Origin of the sequence: Yinghuangia sp. ASG 101, from assembly GCF_021165735.1 — a bacterium.
In the GTDB taxonomy this organism is placed as follows: domain Bacteria; phylum Actinomycetota; class Actinomycetes; order Streptomycetales; family Streptomycetaceae; genus Yinghuangia.
In genome coordinates, this window is sequence record NZ_CP088911.1 from 4,608,868 (window position 1) to 4,632,452 (window position 23,585).

The 23,585-nt window shown below is 71.6% G+C and carries 22 protein-coding genes; 13 read left to right on the forward strand and 9 right to left on the reverse strand.

The window, feature by feature from the left end; translation table 11 throughout:
* Positions 1–9 precede the first annotated feature (9 nt).
* Positions 10–315: a hypothetical protein gene (locus LO772_RS19765; protein WP_231773352.1), complete on the reverse strand. Its 306-nt coding sequence runs from the start codon at positions 313–315 to the stop codon at positions 10–12.
* Positions 316–510: 195 nt separating this feature from the next.
* Here LO772_RS19765 and LO772_RS19770 point away from each other — a divergent pair, with 195 nt between their 5' ends.
* The 3 genes from LO772_RS19770 (at position 511) to LO772_RS35880 (ending at position 2,725) form a co-directional block, all read left to right on the forward strand.
* Positions 511–1,005: a hypothetical protein gene (locus LO772_RS19770; protein ID WP_231773353.1), complete on the forward strand. Its 495-nt coding sequence runs from the start codon at positions 511–513 to the stop codon at positions 1,003–1,005.
* 66 nt (positions 1,006–1,071) lie between these two features.
* Entirely contained in the window at positions 1,072–2,589 is a 1,518-nt protein-coding gene (lysX, locus tag LO772_RS19775; RefSeq protein WP_231773354.1) for a bifunctional lysylphosphatidylglycerol synthetase/lysine--tRNA ligase LysX, read from the forward strand.
* Positions 2,590–2,593: 4 nt separating this feature from the next.
* Complete coding sequence (locus tag LO772_RS35880) at positions 2,594–2,725, forward strand: hypothetical protein (protein ID WP_269453060.1); 132 nt, start codon at positions 2,594–2,596, stop codon at positions 2,723–2,725.
* A gap of 101 nt (positions 2,726–2,826) precedes the next feature.
* Here the strand turns inward: LO772_RS35880 and LO772_RS35885 are convergent, their stop codons facing one another.
* Entirely contained in the window at positions 2,827–3,846 is a 1,020-nt protein-coding gene (locus LO772_RS35885; protein ID WP_269453061.1) for a M23 family metallopeptidase, read from the reverse strand.
* A gap of 577 nt (positions 3,847–4,423) precedes the next feature.
* On the opposite strand from LO772_RS35885, the gene LO772_RS19785 reads away from it, so the two are divergent.
* From LO772_RS19785 to LO772_RS19795, 3 genes are all read left to right on the forward strand, one after another.
* On the forward strand, positions 4,424–4,834 hold the full coding sequence (locus LO772_RS19785) for a BlaI/MecI/CopY family transcriptional regulator (RefSeq protein ID WP_231773355.1): 411 nt from the start codon (positions 4,424–4,426) through the stop codon (positions 4,832–4,834).
* A gap of 535 nt (positions 4,835–5,369) precedes the next feature.
* Positions 5,370–5,873 carry an amino-acid N-acetyltransferase gene (locus LO772_RS19790; RefSeq protein ID WP_231773356.1) on the forward strand — a complete coding sequence of 168 codons (504 nt, stop codon included), beginning with the start codon at positions 5,370–5,372 and terminating at the stop codon, positions 5,871–5,873.
* A gap of 226 nt (positions 5,874–6,099) precedes the next feature.
* The gene (locus LO772_RS19795) at positions 6,100–6,441 is read left to right on the forward strand and encodes a histone-like nucleoid-structuring protein Lsr2 (protein ID WP_231773357.1); all 342 of its coding nucleotides are present in this window, start codon (positions 6,100–6,102) and stop codon (positions 6,439–6,441) included.
* A gap of 76 nt (positions 6,442–6,517) precedes the next feature.
* Here LO772_RS19795 and LO772_RS19800 read toward each other — a convergent pair whose 3' ends face one another.
* The gene (locus LO772_RS19800) at positions 6,518–7,522 is read right to left on the reverse strand and encodes a bifunctional DNA primase/polymerase (RefSeq protein ID WP_231773358.1); all 1,005 of its coding nucleotides are present in this window, start codon (positions 7,520–7,522) and stop codon (positions 6,518–6,520) included.
* Between the two features lie 503 nt (positions 7,523–8,025).
* Between LO772_RS19800 and LO772_RS19805 the strand changes: the two genes are divergently transcribed.
* The gene (locus tag LO772_RS19805) at positions 8,026–10,554 is read left to right on the forward strand and encodes an ATP-dependent Clp protease ATP-binding subunit (protein ID WP_231773359.1); all 2,529 of its coding nucleotides are present in this window, start codon (positions 8,026–8,028) and stop codon (positions 10,552–10,554) included.
* 95 nt (positions 10,555–10,649) lie between these two features.
* Here LO772_RS19805 and LO772_RS19810 read toward each other — a convergent pair whose 3' ends face one another.
* Entirely contained in the window at positions 10,650–11,060 is a 411-nt protein-coding gene (locus LO772_RS19810; RefSeq protein WP_231773360.1) for an ATP-binding protein, read from the reverse strand.
* 163 nt (positions 11,061–11,223) lie between these two features.
* Between LO772_RS19810 and LO772_RS19815 the strand changes: the two genes are divergently transcribed.
* Positions 11,224–12,081: a helix-turn-helix domain-containing protein gene (locus LO772_RS19815; RefSeq protein WP_231773361.1), complete on the forward strand. Its 858-nt coding sequence runs from the start codon at positions 11,224–11,226 to the stop codon at positions 12,079–12,081.
* On the forward strand, positions 12,078–12,302 hold the full coding sequence (locus LO772_RS19820; protein ID WP_231773362.1) for a DUF397 domain-containing protein: 225 nt from the start codon (positions 12,078–12,080) through the stop codon (positions 12,300–12,302). Before LO772_RS19815 ends, LO772_RS19820 begins: the two co-directional genes overlap by 4 nt.
* On the opposite strand, the gene LO772_RS19825 is transcribed toward LO772_RS19820, so the two are convergent.
* Complete coding sequence (locus LO772_RS19825; protein WP_231773363.1) at positions 12,271–13,074, reverse strand: class I adenylate-forming enzyme family protein; 804 nt, start codon at positions 13,072–13,074, stop codon at positions 12,271–12,273. The two genes, LO772_RS19820 and LO772_RS19825, sit on opposite strands and share 32 nt — an antisense overlap.
* 88 nt (positions 13,075–13,162) lie before the next feature.
* The gene (locus LO772_RS19830; protein WP_231773364.1) at positions 13,163–15,322 is read right to left on the reverse strand and encodes an MMPL family transporter; all 2,160 of its coding nucleotides are present in this window, start codon (positions 15,320–15,322) and stop codon (positions 13,163–13,165) included.
* A gap of 108 nt (positions 15,323–15,430) precedes the next feature.
* Between LO772_RS19830 and LO772_RS19835 the strand changes: the two genes are divergently transcribed.
* Together LO772_RS19835 and LO772_RS19840 are read left to right on the forward strand one after the other, a co-directional pair.
* Positions 15,431–16,324, forward strand: a complete 894-nt coding sequence (locus LO772_RS19835) for a TetR/AcrR family transcriptional regulator (RefSeq protein WP_231773365.1) — start codon at positions 15,431–15,433, stop codon at positions 16,322–16,324.
* 41 nt (positions 16,325–16,365) lie between these two features.
* Positions 16,366–16,746 carry a tetratricopeptide repeat protein gene (locus LO772_RS19840; RefSeq protein WP_231773366.1) on the forward strand — a complete coding sequence of 127 codons (381 nt, stop codon included), beginning with the start codon at positions 16,366–16,368 and terminating at the stop codon, positions 16,744–16,746.
* A 219-nt stretch (positions 16,747–16,965) separates the two neighbouring features.
* On the opposite strand, the gene LO772_RS19845 is transcribed toward LO772_RS19840, so the two are convergent.
* On the reverse strand, positions 16,966–17,856 hold the full coding sequence (locus tag LO772_RS19845; protein WP_231773367.1) for an A/G-specific adenine glycosylase: 891 nt from the start codon (positions 17,854–17,856) through the stop codon (positions 16,966–16,968).
* Between the two features lie 199 nt (positions 17,857–18,055).
* Here LO772_RS19845 and LO772_RS19850 point away from each other — a divergent pair, with 199 nt between their 5' ends.
* A complete protein-coding gene (locus LO772_RS19850) occupies positions 18,056–18,958 on the forward strand; it encodes a hypothetical protein (protein ID WP_231773368.1) in 903 nt (300 codons plus the stop codon).
* A gap of 84 nt (positions 18,959–19,042) precedes the next feature.
* On the opposite strand, the gene disA is transcribed toward LO772_RS19850, so the two are convergent.
* Positions 19,043–20,149 (reverse strand): DNA integrity scanning diadenylate cyclase DisA, encoded by a 1,107-nt coding sequence (disA, locus tag LO772_RS19855; RefSeq protein WP_331717258.1) that lies wholly within the window; start codon positions 20,147–20,149, stop codon positions 19,043–19,045.
* A 107-nt stretch (positions 20,150–20,256) separates the two neighbouring features.
* Positions 20,257–21,639 carry a DNA repair protein RadA gene (gene radA / locus LO772_RS19860; protein WP_231773369.1) on the reverse strand — a complete coding sequence of 461 codons (1,383 nt, stop codon included), beginning with the start codon at positions 21,637–21,639 and terminating at the stop codon, positions 20,257–20,259.
* Positions 21,640–21,853: 214 nt separating this feature from the next.
* Between radA and LO772_RS19865 the strand changes: the two genes are divergently transcribed.
* Positions 21,854–23,581 (forward strand): BACON domain-containing protein, encoded by a 1,728-nt coding sequence (locus LO772_RS19865; protein ID WP_231773370.1) that lies wholly within the window; start codon positions 21,854–21,856, stop codon positions 23,579–23,581.
* Positions 23,582–23,585 lie beyond the last annotated feature (4 nt).

Below are 23,585 nucleotides of genomic sequence, written 5' to 3' on the forward strand. Positions count from 1 at the left end.
CGAGCCCCGTCAACTCCCGTGCGGCAACAGCAGGTTGACCACGGCCTGCTCGTTGCGCTCGTAGCCGACGGCGTTCGACTCCAGGAGATCTCCGGCCCGCGTGTAGCCCTCGCCGATGTACGCGACCTGCTCCCGCCACGAGCGCGCCACGGCCCCCAGGGCGTCGGCACAGGCGAAGCCCGCCAACGCGGTCGCGCAGACCGCACCTCCCGCCCCCGCGTCGTCACCAGGCTTGGCGAGCCCGGCCCCCACCTCGCGTGACGCCCCCGCGGCCGCCCGAAGCGCCCCCGTCCGTACGCCGAAACCCTCCGCCACGGCCGATCCCCCGTCTCGCCAACGTGTGATTTGGGGGAACGCTAACACCGCCGGCCGCACGGCGGACGCCGTTTCATCACGAAGGGTGATGTCCGGGAAAGCGGGTTCGAACACGAGGCTGCGCCCCGCGAACACGGTCCCTCGCGGTCGGCGAAATGATGTGATTTGCGAGGGTTCACCTCTAGCGTCATGGACATGCCCACACCGCACGGACACCACGGTTTGGCCTTCGGCACGCGCGAAGTGACGGTCCTGCGCCGGGCGTTGGCGCTCGCCGTGAAAGCGGCCCCGGATCCGGACACCGACACGTCGGAGCCCCCGCGGCCGCCCACCGCCCTCGACTTCTGGCTCCTCGACCAGGCCATCGCCGAGGCCGAATCCGAACGCCACCGCCTCCGTGCCTTCGAACTGGCCGAACTGGCCCACCACCGCACGGCCCTTCCCGGCACCGCCACGACCTACCTCGCCACCCTCGAACGCGTCGTCGCGTCGTACGACTACGTCCCCACCGCGGAAGACCTCGCGGCGCTGCGGACCCTCGCCGAACTCCCCTGCGGCGCGACGGAACAGGCCCGGCGCCGCGCCCTGCTGCGCCGCTCCGGCCTCCTCGCCGAGCACGCGATGGAGCGCCGCCTCACCGAACGCGCCCGCGCGCGGCACCTGACGGAAGCGCCTTCCGACGCGCCCTGACATGCCTTGACCGTCGGGAGGGTAATCCGGTACGGGCTCGTCGAGGGCCGAAGGTAGCCTTGGCGGGTGACCGAAAACGCCCAGGCCGACGTTGTGCCGACCACCGAGCTGGCCGATGACCTTCCCGAGCAGATGCGCGTGCGCCGCGACAAACTTGAGCGGCTGCGCGGGGAGGGCGTCGACCCGTATCCGGTCGGGTTTCCCCGGACGACCACGGTCGCGGAGCTGCGCGCCGAGTTCCCCGCGCTGGAAGCGGACGTCAAGACGGGCAAACGCGTCGGGCTGACCGGGCGCGTCGTGTTGTCGCGGATCGGCGGGAAGCTGTGCTTCGCGACGCTGCGCGACGGCAGCGGCGATCTCCAGGTGATGGTCTCGCTCGACGGGGTCGGGGCGGAATCGCTCGCGGCGTGGAAGACCGACGTCGACCTGGGCGACCACATCGGCGTCGAGGGCGAGGTGATCACCTCGCGCCGCGGCGAGCTGTCCGTCATGGTCGACACGTGGGCGATCACCGCGAAGTGCCTGCGCCCGCTGCCGGACAAGCACAAGGGCATGACGGACCCCGAGGCGCGCGTGCGGATGCGCTACGTCGACCTCATCGTCAACGACGAGTCCCGCACGGTGCTCCGCACCCGCAGCGAGGTCGTGCGCGCGATCCGCGACTGGTTCAACGGCCGCGACTTCCTGGAGGTCGAGACGCCGATGCTCCAGCCGGTCCACGGCGGCGCGACCGCGCGCCCGTTCGTGACGCACATCAACGCGTACGACATGGACCTGTTCCTCCGCATCGCGCCCGAGCTGTATCTCAAGCGGCTCGTGGTCGGCGGCGTCGAGAAGGTCTACGAGATCAACCGCAACTTCCGCAACGAGGGCGCCGACTCGACCCACAACCCCGAGTTCACGATGCTGGAGGCGTACGAGGCCTACGGCGACTACAACACCATGGCGACCCTGGTGCGCGAGGTCTACCAGTACGCCGCGGACCGCGTCTTCGGGTCGACGGTCTTCGCGTGGGACGGCAAAGAGGTCGACATCGCGGGGGAGTGGCCGCAGATCACCGTGTACGGCTCGGTGTCGGAGGCGCTGGGCGAGGAGATCACGCCCACGAGCGCGATCGAGCGGGTGCGCAAGCTCGCCGACGCCCGCGGCATCGAGTGGGACGCGGCCTGGGGGCAGGGCAAGCTCGTCCAGGAGATCTTCGAGGCGCTGGTCGAACACACCCTCGTGCAACCGACGTTCGTCCGCGACTACCCGATCGAGACCTCGCCGCTCACCCGGCAGCACCGGGAGACGCCCGGCCTCGCGGAGAAGTGGGACCTGATCGGGTTCGGTATGGAACTGGGCACCGCCTACTCCGAGTTGGTCGACCCCGTCGAGCAGCGTAAGCGGCTCACCGAGCAGTCGCTGCTCGCGGCGGGCGGCGACGTGGAGGCGATGCGGTTGGACGAGGACTTCCTGCGGGCCCTGGAGTACGCCATGCCGCCGTCGGGCGGTCTGGGGATGGGCATCGACCGGATGCTGATGGCGTTCACCGGCAGGAACATCCGCGACACCATTCTCTTCCCGCTCGTGAAGCCGGAGTAAGCACATGGACGCACTCGCCGCACTCATCCCGTCGGTCGTGATGGCCGCGCTGTTCATCGGCGTCATGGTGACGATCTTCCGGGGCACCGATCCGCGGCGTTCCCGCGACGACGCCCGGAAGCGCGGCGGCGAGTAGGCGCCGCTCCCGCGCGAACACGGCCGCGGGGCGGGGTTTCGGTGAAACCCCGCCCCGCGGCCGGTCGGAGGCGTGCGCCGTGCGGCGCCGGTGTGCCGGGGTCAGATACCGACGCCCTTGGCGCGCAGGTACGCGATCGGGTTGACGTCCGAGCCGTAGTTCGGGCCCGTGCGCACCTCGAAGTGCAGGTGCGGCCCGGTCGAGTTGCCGGTCGAGCCGGACAGCGCGATCTGCTGGCCCGCCCGCACCTTCGCGCCCGCCTTGGTCGAGAACTTCGACAGGTGGCCGTACTGCGTGTACTTGCCGTCGGCGTGCTTGATGACGACCTCGTTGCCGTAGGCCCCGCCCCAGCCGGTCTTGACGACCGTGCCCGCGGCGACGGCCCTGACAGGGGTGCCGGACGCGGCGGTGAAGTCCTCGCCGGTGTGGCCGTGCGACCAGTGCGAGCCGGACCGGCCGTAGCTGCCGTGCGGCGTGCCCGGAACCGGACGGACGTAGCCGGCCTCGGACACCGCGGAGGCGGCGGCCTTCTGCGCGGCCTCCCGGTCCGCGGCGGCCTTCTGCGCGGCCTCCGCCCCGGCGGCCTCCGCGGCTGCGGCCTGCGCGGCGGCCTGGTCCGCGGCGGTCTTCGCGGCGGCGGCCTGTGCCGCGGCCTGGGCGGCTGCGGCGGCCCGCGCCGCCTCGGCCTCGGCGGCGGCCGTGGCCTGGCGCTGCTCCGCCGCGGCCTGCCGGATCTGGGCGGCCTCCGCGGCCTGGCGCGCGGCGAGCGCGCCGCCGGGCAGGTCCGCACGGTCGGCACCGCGCGCGGCGGCTGCCTGGATGCGGTCGCCGAGCGAGTGCTGCCGCGCCGCGTCCGCCCCGGAGGCAGCGGAGCCACCGGAGGCGGCGGAAGCGGTGCCGGCGTCGCTCGCGGTGCCGAGTCCGTCCGCGGCGGACGACGCGGCGGCGAGGCCCAGGGTGTCGGAGCCCGACGGGCTGCCCGACGCGATGCCCACGCCGGTCGCCGAGGCGAGCGCGGCGATCCCCGCGACCATGACGACAGGCCGGCTGGGACGACGCAGGGCACGGAGGCGGTCAGTGCGGGCATCGGACGTACGGGAGCGGTCATTGGGGTTCAGCACGGAGTTCCTCAGGGGTTCGATGGCATGCTCGCGCCCTCGTGCGGCATAGCCGCTGGTTCCCTGCGGGGCGCACCCGGTTCGGTCGCTCTCGGGTGAATTTCGCGATGTCGGCCTTGCGGCCGTACGGCACCGCCGCCGGACGGGGGATGGCCTGCCGGCGTCGTGGCCGTGCGAGAGACGGCTTTCTCGGGCAGCCGCGGCGGCGCGGCGTCTTCGCGGCGCCGCCTCGCGGCGGAGCGGGACGGACTCGAACGTCCTTGAACGAATCCGCCGACCCGGCACGCTGCCGGAGGTCATCCGCTCGTCTTCGTCGCGGGAGATCCGGCGCCGGTGTCGGCTTCATCAGTGGTAACAGACCGCGGGTCGGCGAAGCCAACCTGTGACGGGCCGGTCACTACGACGCGGTGTCGTAGCGCTCGCCGGCCTCAGGGCGATATGCCCGAATTGATCGTTATCGCGCTACGATCTCCCGTAGGAGACCGAGAAACCTGTGTGCGGCACGTCACACGAAGCCCAGGTTTGGTTCACGCGAAACCCGCGATCCGTTCCGAATTCTTCCGTCGGAAGGTGCCCAGTCATGTCCCGGTTCGGGGAAACGCTCCGGCCCGGCGGGACACCCCGATTCGGGGCGCTCGAAGAACAGGTGATGCTGCGCCTGTGGGCGGCGGCCGAACCGCTCGCGGTCCGCGATGTCCGTGCGGCGCTGCTCCCCGAGCGGAAACTGGCCTATACGACCGTGATGACGGTGCTCGACAACCTGTATCGCAAGGGCATGCTCAGCCGGCATCCGGTCGGCCGGGCGTTCCACTACGAGCCTGTTCTTTCGCGCGAGGCGCACACGGCCGCGCTGATGCGCGAGGACTGGCTTTCCGGCGGCGGGCGGGCCGGGGCGCTGGTCCATTTCGTGGAAGGCATGAGTCCGGAACAGGTCGACGCGTTACGCGACGCGCTGCGGGTCGCCCTGCCCGGCGAGGATGAACGTCCGTGACTCCCACCCGAGGGTGATATCGGTGCGAATTCGGAGTGTCGCACTTGAGGGTTTCCGGAAAGCCGTCGCGTCGACCGGGTGAAATGTCCGTTTTATTGGCCCGGTTGATCCGCTCGGCACGCCCTCGCACGGCGAACGCGTCGCGGCCCGTTCTCGTCCTCTCCGGGCCGCCCCCGGTGATCCGGGCTCCGCCATGGCGGGGCCGAATCACGCGATCCGCAAACCCCGTCCCGGGTCCACCCGCCCTCCTCGCCGGCCGGCCCGCGACCGGGGGTTCACCGGGGACTTATCGACCGCCCGATGTGCCGCGGAGCAGCGAAGTCCGCGCTGCTTCGCGTCCGCTCAACAACCCCGAATGGGGTGATTCCGGGGTCCGTTCCGAGGCGTGCGCGCAAATCCGGGCCCGGCGTTACCCGGCCGCCGGAGGCGTAACCCGGCTATCCGCGGATAGCCCGGGTGTCCGCATTCCGGGCGGCGGGTGCGCGATCACCGGACCGGGCGTCGCCGGTCCCGGTGATCGCGATACCTTCACGCCATGGAAGTCACGATCCGGAGGGCGAACACCTCGGATGTCGCGGCCATTCGGCGCTTGGTGGACGACTACGCCGGCAAGCGCATCCTCCTCGACAAACCGACTGTGACACTGTTCGAGGACGTGCAGGAGTTCTGGGTCGCGGAACGCGATGACGACCAAGTCGTGGTCGCGTGCGGGGCGTTGCACGTCATGTGGGAGGACCTCGCCGAGGTGCGCACACTTGCCGTCGACACGTCGTGCCGCGGTCACGGAGTCGGCCACCTCGTGCTGGCGAAGTTGCTGGAGACCGCGCGCCGGCTCGGCGTTCGGCGGATATTCTGCCTGACCTTCGAGGTCGACTTCTTCGCGCGCCACGGCTTCGTCGAGATCGACGCCACGCCCGTGGATCCGGACGTCTACCGCGAACTGCTTCGTTCGTATGACGAAGGCGTCGCGGAGTTTCTCGACCTGGAACGAGTGAAGCCGAACACACTCGGCAACACCAGGATGCTGCTTCACCTGTAGCGCGTCGCGCGGCGAACTCGCGTTTGCGCACTACGGATCACCGCGTGCGTCGGCATCGCGGCGGAAGTGTCGGCGGGTTCGCGACAAGGTTCGCAGCACCTTCCCCTATGCAAGTCAAACGCATTGCCGGGGCGTTCGGTTCCGCTTCCGCGGGTTTGAATTTTTCCGGGAAAAGCGGTTTCCTTTTCATGGTTGGTGGCGATCCCTCCCGATGAAAGGGAAACCGGTGGCACAGAAGGTCCAGATTCTTCTCGTGGACGATCTCGACGGCGGGAAGGCCGACGAAACGGTGACGTTCGCCCTCGACGGTGTCTCGTACGAGATCGATCTCAGCGAAGCGAATGCGGGTGAACTCCGCACGGCGTTGGCCGCGTACGTCCAGGTGGCGCGCAAGACCGGGGGCCGCGCCGCGGGCCGCCGCGGCGCGCGGGGCGCGGCGAAGTCGGCCGGCACCGGCCCGGACACGTCGGACGTGCGCAAGTGGGCGAAGGAGAACGGGTACGAGGTGAGCGAGCGCGGTCGCGTGCCCGCGAACATCAAAGAGGCGTACGAAAAGGCTCACGCCTGACGGACGGGCACGAAGGGCGGTTCCCCCCAGGGGCGGGCCGCCCTTCGCCGTGTCCGGGCCCGAGCGGCCCCGAGACTCAGGCCCGGCCCCGCGCCGCGCGTTGCGCCGGGAGCAGCCGCACCTGCTGGCAGGCGTCCGCGAGGCCGCTCAGCAGCCGTGTGACGTCCGCGAAGCGCACATCGCACCGCAGCAGGCTCTCCGGCCCCGCGTCGCCCGCACAGCGCAGCCGGGAGCCCGCCGGAGCCCGCAGCCACCGTGACGATTCCCACGCCCGGGGCCACGGCGCGAGCCAAGTGGTGGGCCATGGCGACGGCGCCGACACGGACGAGCCGGTGCCGTACGCCCGAAGGTCCAGGTCGACCCCGGACCAGTCCAGCCAGTCGAGCATCGCCGGCAGGTCCTCCGCGACGCCCGGGGCGACGAAGAACCGCACGCGCCCCGACGTCGTCGCGGCCACCGGGCCGAGCGGAAGGCCGAGGCGTTCCGCCCGGCGCAGCACCCGAGCCCCGGCCGCGCCCGGGACGTCCAGGACGTCGAAACGGACCCCGGTGGCCAACCGCACCGCGCGTCGTGGCCGCGCGTGCCACCAGCGCAGGATGACGTCCGGATCGGTAGTCGCCGTGTGGCCCCGGCTCCCGCACCCGCGCACGCGCCGGCCCGGCGTCCGGTACGCGGGGGAGGTCGGATATGCCGACGGCAGCGGCTGTGCCGCGCAGGCCGCCTGCCGCACGAGGGCACTCGCCGGAGCGGCCCCCTGTCCTGCGCCATTCGTCGTCGGGCGAGCGGAATCCGTAGGCTGGATCGTGGCGCTCGCGGCCACGTCGCCGACGGACCGCCCCGGGCGACCCGCACAGGCGGGTGATCCGGCGGCGGGCCCGGTGTCCGCCGTCAGGCGCGCGCCGGACGCCCCGGCGGCCGGTCCGGTGGCCGGGCCGGCGGGCGCGGTCGCGGCGACGGCGGCCGGCACGTCCCGGCCCGGCAGCACCGCCCAGCCCAGGGCGCGGGCGTACCAAAGCGCTTCGTCCAGCGGGCCGGGGACGACGGGTGCCGAGCGGCGGGCGAAAAGGAGAGTCGCTGCCATAGCGTGTTCAACTCCGGAAGAAGGCTCCGGTTACGAGAGGTGATTGATCGATTGCGTGGGGTTTCGATGTCGGTTCCGGTTCCGGCGGACCACCGCCGGTGGGCTCCGACGCACTCGGTGCCACGCCCTGTTCCGGGCGGTGCGGGGTGGGCGTATGCCCGGTCCGGCCGTGGGTATGAGCCGGTCAGGAGCGCGTGGGAGGGGACGCCGATGCGGCGCGGGTCGGGACGGTACGACGGCGGGGCCGCGGCGGACCGGGTGGTCGCCGGGGGCCTCGGGCGCCCGCGTTCGCTTCTGGCGTACTCGCAATCGGTCACTCTGCTTGGTTCGGGGGAACACTGCCCCGCACTATCAGGTTTGACTAGGTGTCCGGCGCGGCCTGCAACACGTGGGTCGCACGTCCATTTGGACGAAGTGAGCGGTCCCGCGTGCGGGACTAGCATGCGGAAGGACAGGGAGGGGACCGTCCCCGAACTGCACGACCGCTCTGAGGAGCGATAACGATGTTCGAGAGGTTCACCGACCGCGCGCGGCGGGTTGTCGTTCTGGCTCAGGAGGAGGCCAGGATGCTCAACCACAACTACATCGGGACTGAGCACATCCTCCTCGGCCTCATCCACGAGGGTGAGGGCGTGGCCGCAAAGGCGCTGGAGAGCCTCGGGATTTCGCTTGAGGCGGTCCGTCAGCAGGTGGAGGAGATCATCGGCCAGGGCCAGCAGGCCCCGTCCGGCCACATCCCCTTCACGCCCCGCGCCAAGAAGGTCCTGGAGCTCTCGCTGCGCGAGGCACTTCAGTTGGGTCACAACTACATCGGCACCGAGCACATCCTGCTGGGCCTGATCCGTGAGGGCGAGGGCGTGGCCGCCCAGGTCCTGGTCAAGCTCGGCGCGGATCTGAACCGCGTGCGGCAGCAGGTCATCCAGCTGCTCTCCGGTTACTCGGGCGAGAAGACCGCCTCGCCGGGCGGCGCCGGCCAGGAGGGCACGCCGTCCACGTCGCTCGTGCTCGACCAGTTCGGGCGCAACCTGACGCAGGCCGCCCGCGAGGGCAAGCTCGACCCGGTCATCGGGCGCGAGAAGGAGATCGAGCGGGTCATGCAGGTGCTGTCCCGCCGCACCAAGAACAACCCGGTGCTCATCGGCGAGCCCGGCGTCGGCAAGACCGCCGTCGTCGAGGGCCTGGCCCAGGCGATCGTCAAGGGCGAGGTCCCCGAGACGCTGAAGGACAAGCAGCTCTACACGCTTGACCTCGGCGCGCTGGTCGCCGGCTCCCGCTACCGCGGTGACTTCGAGGAGCGCCTGAAGAAGGTGCTCAAGGAGATCCGCACGCGCGGCGACATCATCCTGTTCATCGACGAGCTGCACACCCTCGTGGGTGCGGGCGCCGCCGAGGGCGCGATCGACGCCGCGAGCATCCTCAAGCCGATGCTGGCCCGCGGTGAGCTGCAGACGATCGGTGCGACGACGCTCGACGAGTACCGCAAGCACCTGGAGAAGGACGCCGCGCTGGAGCGCCGCTTCCAGCCGATCCAGGTCGCGGAGCCGTCGCTGCCGCACACGATCGAGATCCTCAAGGGCCTGCGCGACCGGTACGAGGCGCACCACCGCGTCTCGATCACCGACGCCGCGCTGGTCGCCGCCGCGACCCTGGCGGACCGGTACATCTCGGACCGGTTCCTGCCGGACAAGGCGATCGACCTGATCGACGAGGCCGGCTCGCGCATGCGCATCCGCCGCATGACCGCGCCGCCGGACCTGCGCGAGTTCGACGAGAAGATCGCGAACGTGCGCCGCGAGAAGGAGTCCGCGATCGACGCGCAGGACTTCGAGAAGGCGGCGTCGCTGCGCGACAAGGAGAAGACCCTCCTCGCGGACAAGGCGAAGCGCGAGAAGGAGTGGAAGGCCGGCGACATGGACGTCGTCGCCGAGGTGGACGAGGAGCTGATCGCCGAGGTCCTGTCGACCGCGACGGGCATCCCGGTGTTCAAGCTCACCGAGGAGGAGTCGGCGCGCCTGCTGCGCATGGAGGACGAGCTGCACAAGCGCGTCATCGGGCAGAAGGACGCGATCAAGGCGCTGTCCCAGGCGATCCGGCGTACGCGCGCCGGTCTGAAGGACCCGAAGCGCCCCGGCGGCTCGTTCATCTTCGCGGGCCCGTCCGGTGTCGGTAAGACGGAGCTGTCCAAGACGCTCGCCGAGTTCCTGTTCGGCGACGAGGACGCGCTGATCCAGCTCGACATGTCGGAGTTCTCCGAGAAGCACACCGTGTCGCGGCTGTTCGGCTCGCCTCCCGGCTACGTCGGCTACGAAGAGGGCGGCCAGCTCACCGAGAAGGTGCGCCGCAAGCCGTTCTCGGTGGTGCTGTTCGACGAGGTCGAGAAGGCGCACCCGGACATCTTCAACTCGCTGCTGCAGATCCTGGAGGACGGCCGCCTGACCGACTCCCAGGGTCGGGTCGTCGACTTCAAGAACACCGTCATCATCATGACGACCAACCTCGGCACGCGGGACATCTCGAAGGGCTTCGGCCTCGGCTTCAGCGGCTCGTCGGACGTCAAGACCGGCTACGACCGCATGAAGGCGAAGGTCAACGAGGAGCTGAAGCAGCACTTCCGGCCCGAGTTCCTGAACCGTGTCGACGACACGATCGTGTTCCACCAGCTGTCCGAGGACGACATCATCCAGATCGTCGACCTCATGATCGCCAAGGTGGACGAGCGGCTGAAGGACCGGGACATGGGCATCGAGCTCACCCCGGCCGCGAAGAAGCTGCTCGCGAAGAAGGGCTACGACCCGCTGCTGGGCGCGCGTCCGCTGCGGCGCACGATCCAGCGGGAGATCGAGGACTCGCTGTCCGAGAAGATCCTGTACGCGGAGCTGCGCCCGGGCACGATCGTCGTGGTCGGCACCGAGGGAGACGGCGACGACGAGAAGTTCACGTTCGTCGGCGAGGAGAAGGCCGCGCTGCCGGACGTGCCGCCGGTCGAGGCCGCGGGCTCCGGCCCGGACCTGTCGAAGGGCGAGGCGACCTGACGCACCGCGCGCCAGGCAACGGCTGATCGAGGGCCGCCCCCGGGAAACCGGGGGCGGCCCTCCGCGTGTGCCCGCCCTGTGGTGCGGCGGGGGCGTCAGAGCGAGACGGGGAAGCACGCGCACAGCGCCTTGCGGTCGTCCAGAACCAGCGCCTCGATGCGCTCGGCCAGCATGCGGGCGATCAAGAGGCCCCTTCCGCGTTCCTGTTCCTCGCCCGGTTCCTCGATCGTGTCGAGAACGGGGACGAATTCGGGCGCGAAGTCGACGACTTCGATCCACATGTAGCTGGGATCGATCGACACCCATACTTCGAGACCGCCGGACATGCCGGCGTGTTCGACGGCGTTGCCCGCTAATTCGGACACCACTTGCACCGGTGCGAACGCGTCGAGGCCGAATTTTCGGCACAGCACTTCGACGTGTTCCCGGGCGGCGGCGACCGAACCGGGGTCGGACGGCAGCCGGAGGATGTGGACGGGCTCGGAAGACGCAGCGATTGCGTGCACAGCTCTCCCTGGGGGCCGCGCGGTGCGACGTCGTGTGCATCGCGATGATTGCTCTGCGTATTGACGCGAGAGCATACGGTGTTCAAGATGAGTGAAGCACCCGCGAAACTGCATGTGCAAGTAACTCCGGAAGAATCATGAAAACCCATGGGGGAGACGGGCCGTGTCGGTGGACCCTCAGCACACCGTGAAACGCAAGCGCCTCGGCCAGGAACTGCGCAGACTTCGCGAGGAACGCGGGATCACACGCAATGCCGCCGCCGCGGCGATGAAGTGCGACGCGTCGAAGATCTCCCGGATGGAGTTGGCCCGCGCGTATGTGACCGCGCACGATCTCGCGGTGCTCTGCCAGTTGTACGACGTACCGCCGCAGCAGCGGTTCGAGTTGGAATCGCTGCTCGTCGGCAAGCGTCCGCGTCATTGGTGGCGGGCGTACGCGGACGTGATGAGTGCGGGGCTCACCGACTTCGTCGCGCTGGAGGACGACGCCGAGGCCGAGCTGGAATACCACCCGATGGTGGTCTGCGGCCTGCTCCAGACTCCGGCGTACATCGAGACCATCATGCGTACGGGCTTTCACACGTTCGACATCGACCAGATCGAAAGCATGACCGCGGTGCGGATGGCACGGCAGCGCAGGCTCGTCGACGAGCCCACGCTGCGTTTTCACGGCATCACCACGGAGGCGGCGCTCAACTTCGAGTTGGGGGGTCCGGAGGTGATGCGGGAGCAGTTTCTGCACATGGCGGAGATGGCCGGGCTGCCGAATGTGACGATGCAGATCGTGCCGTTCACCGCGGGGCGAAGTGCCGTGCAGGGGGCGGGATTTGTCGTACTTAAGTTCGCTGATCCCGTTGATCCATCGGTGGCCTTCATGGACAGTATCAGCGGTATCATCCCCCGTGACACGCAGCGCGATATCCGGCGCTGTGACCGCTTGTTTGGCCAGATCCAATCGGCGGCGTTGTCGCCGGAAGACTCGGTCGCGCTGCTTCTTGAACGAGCAGAAAGCGCTTCATGAACAAGAACGAGCTGTACCAGGCGGATCTGACGTACGCGGGATGGACGAAGTCGTCGTTCTCGGAAATGGGCTCGTCGTGCGTCGAACTCGCGCCGATCAGCGGGGGCGTGGCCGTGCGCGACTCCAAAGACCCGTCGCGACCCGCTCTTTGCTACACCCTCGACGAACTCGACGCGTTCATCTCGGGTGTCAAGGCGGGGGAATTCGACCGGTTCCTGTGAGGGAGCCGAGGTTGTCGCCGACCACGTCCGGGTGAATCAGACGGCAGCCGGCGCGCAGCCACGGCACCAGGGTCTCGTGGAAACTCGCCGGGCAGGTCAACGCCCGTGTGTTGGTGAGTGATTCCGCGGTCGTGGGCACGGCGGCAGCGGAGAGATCGCGGTGCCGGTAGGAGAACTGCCGGTCGGGCGAGGCCCACAGCACGACCGCACGGTCGTCGGGCACGATCTCGGTCCGGGGGAGTGCGCCGGGCTTCGCCTCGGCGCCGGCCGCCGCCAAGTCGACGGCGCGGCGCGGTACTTCCACACCCCAGGTGAACACGGTCGGGAAGCAGGGCAGCGCCGCGGCGGTGGCCGCGGCCTGGCGCCGGCCGATCCGGACGCTCGTCACGATCGTCCGGGCACCGGCGCGCATCGCCCGGTAGGTGAGGCCCCGGTCACGCAGGCCGACGGACAGCGGCATGGGCACCGCTCCGAGACGCCAGCAGGCCAGGACCGCCTGGACGAGTTCGACCCCGGCGGGGAGTTGTACGGCGACGGTGTCGGTTCCGCGTACCCCATATGCGGCGAACGTCGTTGCCAGCCGGTCGACTTCGTGGTCGAGCCCGGCCCAGGTCCACTGCCGTGCCGGGCGGCCGGTCAGCCGGTGGATGTCGGGGGGATCGGCGATTGCGGGGGAGTCCGGATGCCGCGCCGCGTGGGTGCGCACCAGGTTGTTCGGGTCCTCGTCGTATGCCTGCGCGCGAGGGGCCATGACCTCTGAGTGATGGCGCATTCCCCCCACAGTAGCCGCAGGGGGCGTACCCGTGGAGGAGGGCCGCGCGATCCGTCGCGCGGCCCTCGGATTGGGGATAGTCCTCGGGTCAGGCCTCGCTGAGGCCGATCTTCTCGTGGGCTTTCCGCAGGCCCTTCGGCGCGTACCACGCGGCCGGCCCCAGCAGGCGCATCGTCGCCGGGACGAGCACACCGCGCACCAGCGTCGCGTCGATGAGGATCGCCGCGGCGGCGCCCAGGCCGAACAGCTGCAGGAAGCTGACGGAACTGGTCAGGAACGCCACGAAGGTGACGGCGAGCAGCACGGCCGCGGTGCTGACGATGCGGCCGGTGCGGGCGAGCCCGTGGGTGACCGCGTCGGTGTCGGAGTACCCGGCGTCGTGCAGCTCCTTGATGCGGCTGATGACGAACACCTCGTAGTCCATGGAGAGTCCGAAGGCGATGCAGAACAGCAGCACCGTCATCGAGGTGTCCATCGGCAGCGGGGTGAACCCGAGCAGGTCGGCGAAGTGGCCGTCCTGGAACACCCACACGGTGATGCCCATGGCCGCCGCGATGCTGAGGCCGTTGAGGACGAGGGCGCGCAGCGGCTGCACGATGCTGCCCGTGAACAGGAACAGGACCACGAACGTCGTCAGCGCGATGAGGGCGACGGCGAGCGGGATGCGGTCCGCGATGGCCTGCTTGGTGTCGACGAGTTCGGCGTCGTCGCCGCCGACGAGGGTGTCGGTGTCCGGGGCCTCGGGTACCGCGCGGATGTCGCGCACCAAGTCCTGGACGTCATCCGACTTCGGGGCGAACGACGTGACCACGGACAGCAGTTGCGCGTCGGGCCGGGCCAGGGCGGCGTTCGCCGGGCCGGCCGCGGGGCCGCCGGAGGCGAAGGCGCCGTGGGCGGTGTCGACGCGTGCGACGCCCGGCAGCGCCGAGATGTCGGTGGCGTACGCGGCGAGGTCGGTGTTGGCGCCGGAGCCGGTGACGACCACGTCGATGGTGTGCGTCTCGTCGCCCGGGTAGTCCTCGCGCAGCGCGTCCCCGACCTGGTGGATCGCGCTGCCCGACGGGAGCACCCGCTCGTCGGGGGTGCCGAACTTGACGCCCAGCAGCGGAGCCGCGGCGACGAGCAGGACGACCAGTACGGGCGCGGCGGTGAGCACCGGCCGTTTGGCGACGGCGCCGGCGAGTTTGCTCCAGAACGGTGTCTCGGCGCCCTGGACTCCCTTGACGCCCTTGATGCGGCCGTACTCGACGCGCGGGCCGAGCACCGCGAGCAGTGCGGGGGCGATGAAGAGCGCCGCGAGTGCGGAGATCGCGACGACCCCGATGCCGGCGTACGCGAAGGAGCGCAGGAAGTACATCGGGAACACCAGGAGCACCGCGAGCGCCGCGGCCACCGTGGCGGCGGAGAAGACGATGGTCCGGCCGGCCGTCTGCACCGTGCGGACGACCGCTTCGGGGACCGTCGCGCCGGCGTGCACGAGTTCGCGGTGCCGGGCGACGATGAGCAGGCCGTAGTCGATCGCCAGGCCGAGGCCGAGCGCGGTCGTCAGGTTGATGGAGAAGATCGACACGTCGGTCAGCGAACCGAGCACGAACAGCTCGCCGAACGTGCCCATGATGGCGACGAAGCCGATGGCGAGGGGGACGAGCGCCGCCACGACGCTGCCGAACGCCAGGACGAGCAGGACCAGCGTGACCGGGACGGCGATGCCCTCGGCGATCCCGAGACTCTTGCCGACCTGGGCGTTGACCTCGGGGCCGAGTGCCGCGCCACCGCCGATTCTGACGGTGATGGGCCCGTCCGCGGCGAGGTCGGAGGCGAGTGCGGAGCGCACGCCTGCCGGGAGTTCCTCGATGTCGTCGTCGGTCTGGGCGATCACGAGGGCCTTGGTGCCGTCGTTCGCCTTGAGCGCGGGAGCGCCGGTGGTCCAGTAGGAGATCGCGCCGTCGATGCCTTCCTCGGCGCCGAGCGCCTCGGTCAAGCGGCGGCCGGCGTCGGCGACCTCGGGTGCGTCGACGGACCCGGTGCGGGCGTGTACTTCGACGATCAACTCCGGTGCCTTGCCGAACACTTCCTCAAGGCGTCGGTCGGCCTTGGAGGAGTCGGAGGCGGGGTCGTCGAAGCCCTCGCCTTCGAGGACGCCGAACGCTCCGAAGCCGACGATCGCGGCGGCGACCAGCAGGACGACGGAGGTGATGAGGACGGTGCGCGCGCGATACGCGGCGATTTTTCCGATGCGTTCCAGCATGGTGGCTGCCCCACGTGAATGTTTATTCCGTCAACATTGTTTGCACTGATAACTTGGCAGCCAATGTTGTCGCTGTCAACATGGGAGTCGAGATCGAAGGAGAGACGCGTGGCGAAACCAGACAAACCAGCGGAGAAGGTCGCACGGCGTCGCGCGTACCATCACGGCGACCTGCGCAACGCGCTCGTCGAGGCGGCGACCGAACTGGTGCGCGAAGGCGGCCCGGAGGCGTTGGTGCTGCGCGAGGTGGCCCGCGCGACCGGGGTGTCGTCGACCGCCGCCTACCGGCACTTCGAGAACCACCGCGACCTCTTCGAGGAGGTCAAGAACCACGCTCTCGGCATGATGACCGAGCGCGTGCGCGCCAATCTCGACGCCGGCACACCGTGCGCCGACCGAGCCGACGAGGCGTTGCGGTGCATCCGCGCGAGCGGGCAGGGCTACGTCGACTTCGCGCTCGCCGAGCCGGGTCTGTTCCGGCTGATCTTCCGCAGCACCACGCGCGCGGGCGTCGACCAGCACGCGGAGGCGCCCGCCGAGGCCATGGAGGCCACGGACGGCCCCGCGGGGGTGCGCGACCCGTCCTACACGGTGATGTCGGACGCGCTGGACGAACTCGTCGCGACCGGCGCCCTGTCCCCCGAGCTGCGGCCCTTCACCGACATCGCCCTGTGGGCCTCGGTGCACGGGGTCGCGACGCTGCTGATCGACACGAGCCTCGCCCGCCTGCCGCGGCAGGCGCGCGACGCCGTCATCGACAGGAGCTTCGCCCTCGCCTTCGCGGGCCTCGAAGGGTTCGCGAAGGCACCCGAGGCACCCGAGGCGCCCGAGGCAGGAGACGCGGGGGAGGCGGGGGAGGCGGGGGGCACGCCGGGCCCACCCTCCCGGGAAACCGCCCCATCCGCACCACCGGACGCTTTCGCCGCACCCGCCACATCCCTGCCCAGCCCGCCCGGGCCGTCCGCCGGCCCCCGGGAACACGGCCGCCCCCGGAGCGGTTGACGCCGGTGTCCTGATCGCCCGGACGTGCGAAGGGAGCCGACGTGACGGCACAGATGTCCGCCATGACCGTGGAGAGCTACCGTCGGGCACAGCAGATGGTGGAGGCCCGCGACCCCTTGGGGGCGCTCAAGCTCATCGAGCCGGCGCTGGACGCCGAGCGCGACAACCTGTCCGTGCAACTCCTGGCCGCGCGCGCCTATTTCGGATCCGCGCAGTTGGGGCGCGCGGAGGCCACGCTGCGCCGGGTGGTCGACCTGGACCCGCGCGACGCGTGGGCGCTGCACGCGCTGGGCCGCACCCTGGAGCGCGCGGGCCGCGGGCCCGAGGCGGCCCCGTACCTGCGGCTCGCCGCGGCGATGTGCCCGGAACCGGAGTACGTGACGGCCGCCTGGCGCCACACACCGGTTCCCGAGGAGGAGTGACCGGGGAGGACGGCGTGGCGGCACTCGGCCGCGGGCACGTCGGGGCGCCGCACTCCGTCGGGAGGAACGGGCAACGCGCCGACGACGCGGCCCGGAGCCGTCGCGGATGCGAGGGAGCCGGACCGCCGTCGCGCCGCCCCCACGGAGACCGGGCCCGACGGCCGGGCACCGAGGACAGGGGCTTGCCGGACGTCGTGGGGGCGTGGCGGTCGGTGTCGGCTACGCGGAGACCGGGGCGCCCGACGGCAGGCGGTAGACGCCGTCGGCGACCGGTTCGACCAGGCCGTCGGCGACCAGGCCGTCCAGCGCCCGCGCGCGCTGCACCGGGTCCTCCCAGACCTTGTCCAGCGCGGCCTGGGCGACCGGGGCGGTGCTGTCGCGGAGTACGGCCAGCAGGCGCCCCCGGCACTGGCGGTCCGTCCCGGCGTACGTCTGGCCGCGCCGGGGCGGACCGTCGTACGCCGGTTTGCCCGCGAGCCGCCACGCGCACAGCGCCGACACCGGGCAGTCGCCGCAGCGCGGCGAGCGCGCCGTGCAGACCAGGGCGCCCAGTTCCATCACGGCGACCGCCCAGGTGGCGGCGGTCTCGTCGTCGAGCGGCATCGCGCCGGTCGCGGTGCGCCGCTCGGCGGCCGTGGTGGACTGCGGCGGATACTCGGTCGCGTCGATCGTCCGGGCGAACACCCGCCGCACGTTGGTGTCCAGGACCGCGTGCCGCTGCCGGAACGCGAACGATGCGACGGCCGCCGCGGTGTATTCGCCGACCCCCGGCAGCGCGAGCAACTTGTCGTGGTCGCGCGGGACTTCGCCCTGGTGCAGGTCGCGGATCGCGGTCGCGGCGGCGTGCAGGCGCAGCGCGCGGCGCGGGTAGCCGAGGCGGCCCCACGCGCGTACCGCCTCGCCGGGCTGCTCGTCCGCGAGCGCGGTCGGCGTGGGCCAACGGGCCAGCCACGCCTTGTACATGGGCAGGACGCGGTTGACCGGTGTCTGCTGGAGCATGAATTCGCTGACCATGACGGCCCACGGCGTCGCGTCCGGTGTGCGCCACGGCAGATCGCGGGCGTGCTCCTCGTACCAGTCGATCACGAGGTCGTTGAGTGCATGAGGCATGACCCCCTGATCCTGTCATGCCGAACGACGCGAAGACCGCCGAAATCTCACCCGGACGAGTTACGCGGCGATCACTCGCGACGGTTGCGGTGGTTTGCCGGAAACCGCCCCTCAACAGGGCGTCTCAACATCCAAAATCCCCGCGCTGATGCGGCGCGGCTGACCCGGACGGCGTAGTCCGCGGCCATAGAGTTTCCCGGTGGACTCTGTGACCCGCCCCGTCGGCCATCTACCCCCGTCCGTGTATTGGCGCCGCCGGGCAATCGTGCTGGTCGCCCTTGCCGTGCTGATCGCCCTTGTCGCGTTCGCGTGCACCGCCGGAGGCGGTGGCGGCGACGACAAGAAGAACGCTTCCTCGGAGAGCAGTTCCCCGCCGCCGAGCGCGCCGGAGAGCCCCGGCGTCATCAGCCCGGGTGCCCCGAGTGCCGGCGGCCCGGTCCAGCCCGGTGCCGCCGCGGGCGGTGCGACGGGCGGCGACGGCGCCCCGGCCGCGCCCGGCACGACGGGCGGCTCCGCGGGCGGCCCGGCGGGCGGTGACGCCAACGGTTCCGCGGCGACCGCGGGCGCGACGGGCGCCGCGGGCGCGGCCGACGGCGGCGCGACGGGCACGAACGGCCAGGGCCAGGCCCCGCAGCCCGGCGCCGCCAACGGCGGTGCGGGCGGCGCGAACGGCGGCAACGGGCTGCTGATGTGCCAGTCCCCGGCGACGCAGCTCAAACTCACCGGCGACCGCCCGGAGAACACCCGGTTCCGGGTCGGCGAGCAGGTCAAGCTGACCCTGGAGATCCGCAACACCGGTACCGAGACGTGTGCCGTCGACATGGCGCAGACGTCCGCGACGGTGGAGATCCGGTCGGGGAACGACATCATCTGGTCGCCGGGGCACTGCGCGTCCAACCAGCAGGTCATCACGCAGATCCAGCCCGGCAAGTCCGTGGTCCACACCTGGACGTGGAACTGGACGCGCAGCGACCCGGCGCGCTGCAGCGGCCCGGTCCCGACGCTCGCGACACCGCCCCCCGGCGCGTTGTTCGTCGCCAAGGGCACCGTCGCCGGGGTCAACTGGGCGAGCAACGAGTACAAGTGGCTCGTCGCCGGGTGACCCCCGGCTGAGGCCGACAGGCGGGCACAAGCGGAAGGGCACACCCTCGCGGGTGTGCCCTTCCGCTGTTGGGGAGCCGAGCCGTCAGACGTAGCGCTCCAGAATCGACGACTCGGCGAGACGCGACAGGCCCTCGCGCACGCTGCGCGCCCGCGCCTCTCCGACACCGTCGACGGCCTGGAGGTCGTCGACACTCGCGGCCAGCAGCTTCTGCAGCCCGCCGAAGTGCTCCACCAGCCGCTCGATGACCACCGGTGGCAGCCGCGGGACCTTGGCGAGCAGCCGGTACCCGCGCGGGCTGACCGCCGAGTCGAGCACCTCGGCGCTGGACGTGAACCCCAGCGCGCGGGCGACCGTCGGCAGGTCGAGCAGGTCGGTGTGCGTCAGGTCGTCCAACTCGTCGAGCACGTCGGTCTCCGTACGGCCCCGCTTGAGGGCGCGCTCGGGGATGTAGTCGCGGGCGACCAGCGAGCGGTCCGGCTCGACACCCGCGATCAACTCCTCGAGCTGCAACGCGAGAAGGCGTCCGTCGGTGCCCAACTCGGCGACGTAGCCGTCGATCTCACGGGCGATCAGGCGCACCATCTCCAGGCGCTGCGACACCGCGCAGACGTCGCGCACCGTCACCAGATCCTCGATCTCCAGCGCGGAGAGCGTGCCGGAGACCTCGTCGAGGCGCAGTTTGTAGCGCTCCAGCGTCGCGAGCGCCTGGTTGGCCCGCGACAGGATCGCCGCGGAGTCTTCGAGCACGTAGCGGCGGCCGTTGACGTACAGCGCGATCAGGCGCATCGACTGGCTCACCGAGACGACCGGGTAGCCGGTCTGCTTGTTGACGCGCTCGGCGGTGCGGTGCCGCGTGCCCGTCTCCTCGGTCGGGATCGACGGGTCGGGAACGAACTGCACACCCGCCCGCACGATCTTGGTGAACTCCCGGTCGATCACCAGGCCGCCGTCGAGCTTGCACAGTTCGCGCAACCGGGTCGCGGAGAACTCGACGTCGAGGACGAACCCGCCCGTGCACAGCGACTCGACGGTCTTGTCGAAGCCGAGGACGATCAGGCCGCCGGTGTTTCCGCGCAAGATGCGTTCGAGACCGTCGCGCAGCGCCGTGCCCGGCGCCACCGCCATCAGCGAAGCCCGCACCAGGGCCTGATCGGCCGCGCCCTTGTCGGTCCGGTCATTCGTTGCCACAGAACTCCCCGTGGTCGTCGCCGTCCCCGGCTGCGGTGACGGGTGCCGCGCCCGGTTGTCGCCCGGTGGCCGGCCCCGCTCCCGCTGAGAAAGATCGGTGGAAAAGTCTAGCGTTGCGACACAAGGGAGAATGCGCGCAGCGCCCCCGAGATGTCGGCCACTTCGGTCACACGCATTCCGTCGGGCACTTTTCCGGGGTCCGGCGGCACCAGCGCGTGCGTGAAACCGAGCCGGTGCGCCTCGGCCAACCGCCTTTGTACGCCCGTGACTCGGCGCACCTCGCCGGCCAGCCCGACCTCCCCGACCGCGACCAGCTTGGCCGGGAGCGGGTGGTCCGCGGCGGCCCCGGCGAGGGCCAGCGCCGCCGCCAGATCGGCGGCCGGCTCGGTGAGGCGTACGCCGCCGACCGTCGCGGTGTAGATCTCGGTCTTGTCGAGCCGTACGCCGCCGCGTCGTTCGAGCACCGCCAGCACCATCGACATGCGCGCGGAATCCAGCCCGGACGTGGCGCGGCGCGGTGTCGGGATCTGCGAAGGGGCCACCAGCGCCTGGACTTCGGCGACGAGTGGGCGCTTGCCTTCCAGAGTCACCGTCACACACGTTCCCGCGACCGGCTCCTGACGCTGCGTGAGGAAAAGGCCGCTGGGGTCGGGCAGGCCCTTGATGCCCTCGTCGTGGAGTTCGAAGCAGCCGACCTCGTCGGCGGCGCCGTACCGGTTCTTGATCGCGCGGACCAGGCGGAGGCGCGCGTGGCGGTCGCCCTCGAAGTGCAGGACGACGTCGACGAGGTGTTCGAGCAGGCGCGGCCCGGCGATCGAGCCGTCTTTGGTGACGTGGCCGACGATGATCGTGGCGATGCCGCGTTCCTTCGCGACCCGGATCAGCGCGCCCGCGACCTCGCGCACCTGGGAGACCCCGCCGGGCGCGCCGTCGATCTCGGGCGACGCGACGGTCTGCACCGAGTCGACGACCAGCAGCGCGGGTTTGACGGCGTCGACGTGGCCGAGCAGCGCGGAGAGGTCGGTCTCCGCGGCGAGGTACAGGTGGTCGTTGAGCGCGCCGATGCGGCCCGCGCGCAACCGGACCTGCGACGCCGACTCCTCGCCCGTCACGTACAGCGTCGGCGCGCGCGGGGTGGCGAACGCGCTCGCGACGTCCAGCAGCAGCGTCGACTTGCCGACGCCGGGCTCGCCGGCCAGCAGGATCACCGCGCCCGGCACCACGCCGCCGCCGAGCACGCGGTCGAGCTCGTCGACCCCGGTGGTGTGGAAGCGCGCGGCCTCGACGTCGATGCGCCCGATCGGCAGCGCGGGCGTCGTCACGGGGCCCGCGCTCACCGTGCGCAGCTTCGACTGGGAGCCGAACTCCTCGACGGTGCCCCACGCCTGGCACTCCGGGCAGCGGCCCAGCCACTTCGGTGTGGTCCACCCGCACTCGGTGCAGCGGTACGACGGGCGGGCTTTCGCGGACGCCCCGGAGGTCTTGGCCATGGGCGGCACGGTAGCGGCCGGCACCGACACGCGTGGCGGCGGACCCGCGGGCGCGGGTGCGGTCCGTCCCGCTCGGGGCGGAGAAACCTTCCGCCTCGGGACGACGGCCGGCCCGGCGTCAGAGTTCACTCGAATGTGTGATTATCGCTCCCATGAGGCGTATGAAAGTGCAATAAACCCGGATTCCCGGGCGCGCGCCGCCTACCGTCGCCCTGTGACGGAACCGGTTACGCCGCACGCGGCACAGTCGTGGGGCCGAGCGGCGTACGACGCCTACGCCGAAGGGCTTTACACCTACTGCCTCTCGGTTCTCCGCGACCACGCGGCCGCCGGTTCGTCCCTGCGCAGCACCTTCGTGCTCGCCGACCGCCACATCGGCCGGCTCCCCGACCTCGGTCTCCTCAAGCCCTGGCTGTACGCCCTCGCCCGGTACGAATGCCTCGTCCGGCTCGACGCGGGCGGCCCCGCCGCGTCGGACGTCCCCGACCCCGACCCCGGCACGCCCGCGCGGCCCGACCCCGCCGACGCCGGCCCGCCGCCGGAGCCGCCCGACCCGGACGAACCCGGCCCGGGCGACCCCGCCCGCACACGCGACGAACTGGCGCTGCTCGCCTGGCCCGAGTCGGTCGGCCTGCCGCCCGGGCAGCGCGAGGCGCTCGACCTCGCGGTCCGCCACGGCCTCGACGCGCGCGGCCTCGCCGCCGTCCTCGGGTGGGAGGAGTCCCACGCCCGCGGCGTCGTGGTGGCCGCCGGGCGGGAAGTGGACCGCACCCGCGCCGCTCTCGACGGCGCCCGGGCCGCGCCGCGTTGCCCCGAGGGCTCCGGCCTCGCCGCCGAGGTGGCAGCCCCGGGCATACGCGACCGGCTCGTCGCCCACGTCGACACGTGCGCGCGCTGCCGTCCGTACACGCGTCTCGCCGCCGCGCGCCTGGCACCGACCACCGGCCCCGCGGCCTCCCCCCGGGCGCTGCCCACGGTCACGCCGCCCGCCGGTCTGCGGGCCGCCGTGCTCGGCGACGTCGGGCGCGGCCGGCCCGCCCACCGCCCCGCCGAACTGTCGGGCCGGGCGGCCAGGTTCGACCACACCGGTTTCCCCGTCTCACCTCCCGGCACCGGGCGGCGACAGCGCGACCGGAGCCGCATGACGCTGGTCGCGGTGGTCGTCGCGACCGTCGCGACCGTGCCCGCGCTGGTGCTGTGGCAGGCGGCCACCCAAGGCGACCGCCATGCCGGGCGCGACACCTCGATCTCGGCGGCCCGCGTCACGAGCGCGCCGCCGCCGAACCCCGGTGACGTCCTCGACTCCGGGGCGCGCCCGGAGCCGACGGCCCCGGCACCCGACACCGGCCCGGCGCGGCATTCCGCCGCCTCCGCCGAGCCGTCGCCCGCCGCACCCCACGGGGAGCCCCGGGCCGAGCCGCGGAGCACGGCCCCGACGCCCTCCCGAACGGCGGCGCCCGCGGCACCGAGCCCGGCCGCCGCGTCGGCGGACGCGCCCGCGTCCGGCCCGATCGCGTCGGACGCCGCGACGCCGGACGGGCCGCCGCTCCGGCCTTTCGCGGCCCCCGACCCCGCCGCCGACCGCCGCGCCTCCCCGCTGGCCGTGGACGCCGCGCACGACAGTGACCGCACGGTGATCACCCTGCGCAACACCGGGGCGGAACCGGTCGACTGGACGGCCGAGCCGTCGGCCGCGTGGCTGCGGGTGAGCAGACGCGCCGGGACGCTCGCGCCCGGCGCCACCGAGACGGTGACCGTGCGGGTCGACTCGGCCGCCGCCCCGAGCGGCACCTGGTCGGCGAACGTCCTGATCGAGCCCGGAGGTTCACGGGTGTGGATCGACGGCAGCACCGACGACGACAGCCCGGGGCCGACGCGGTCGACCGCGACCGTGCGCCCGCGGACCTCCCGGCCGCCGCCCGACCCCGGGGCGGGCGGCTGAGCCC

Coding starts and splice junctions, on each gene's coding strand:
- LO772_RS19770 (WP_231773353.1), top strand. CDS start 511: ATGCCCACACCGCACGGACACCACGGTTTGGCCTTCGGCACGCGCGAA.
- LO772_RS35880 (WP_269453060.1), top strand. CDS start 2,594: ATGGACGCACTCGCCGCACTCATCCCGTCGGTCGTGATGGCCGCGCTG.
- LO772_RS19785 (WP_231773355.1), top strand. CDS start 4,424: ATGTCCCGGTTCGGGGAAACGCTCCGGCCCGGCGGGACACCCCGATTC.
- LO772_RS19790 (WP_231773356.1), top strand. CDS start 5,370: ATGGAAGTCACGATCCGGAGGGCGAACACCTCGGATGTCGCGGCCATT.
- LO772_RS19800 (WP_231773358.1), bottom strand. CDS start 7,522: ATGGCAGCGACTCTCCTTTTCGCCCGCCGCTCGGCACCCGTCGTCCCC.
- LO772_RS19805 (WP_231773359.1), top strand. CDS start 8,026: ATGTTCGAGAGGTTCACCGACCGCGCGCGGCGGGTTGTCGTTCTGGCT.
- LO772_RS19820 (WP_231773362.1), top strand. CDS start 12,078: ATGAACAAGAACGAGCTGTACCAGGCGGATCTGACGTACGCGGGATGG.
- LO772_RS19825 (WP_231773363.1), bottom strand. CDS start 13,074: ATGCGCCATCACTCAGAGGTCATGGCCCCTCGCGCGCAGGCATACGAC.
- LO772_RS19830 (WP_231773364.1), bottom strand. CDS start 15,322: ATGCTGGAACGCATCGGAAAAATCGCCGCGTATCGCGCGCGCACCGTC.
- LO772_RS19845 (WP_231773367.1), bottom strand. CDS start 17,856: ATGCCTCATGCACTCAACGACCTCGTGATCGACTGGTACGAGGAGCAC.
- radA (WP_231773369.1), bottom strand. CDS start 21,639: ATGGCCAAGACCTCCGGGGCGTCCGCGAAAGCCCGCCCGTCGTACCGC.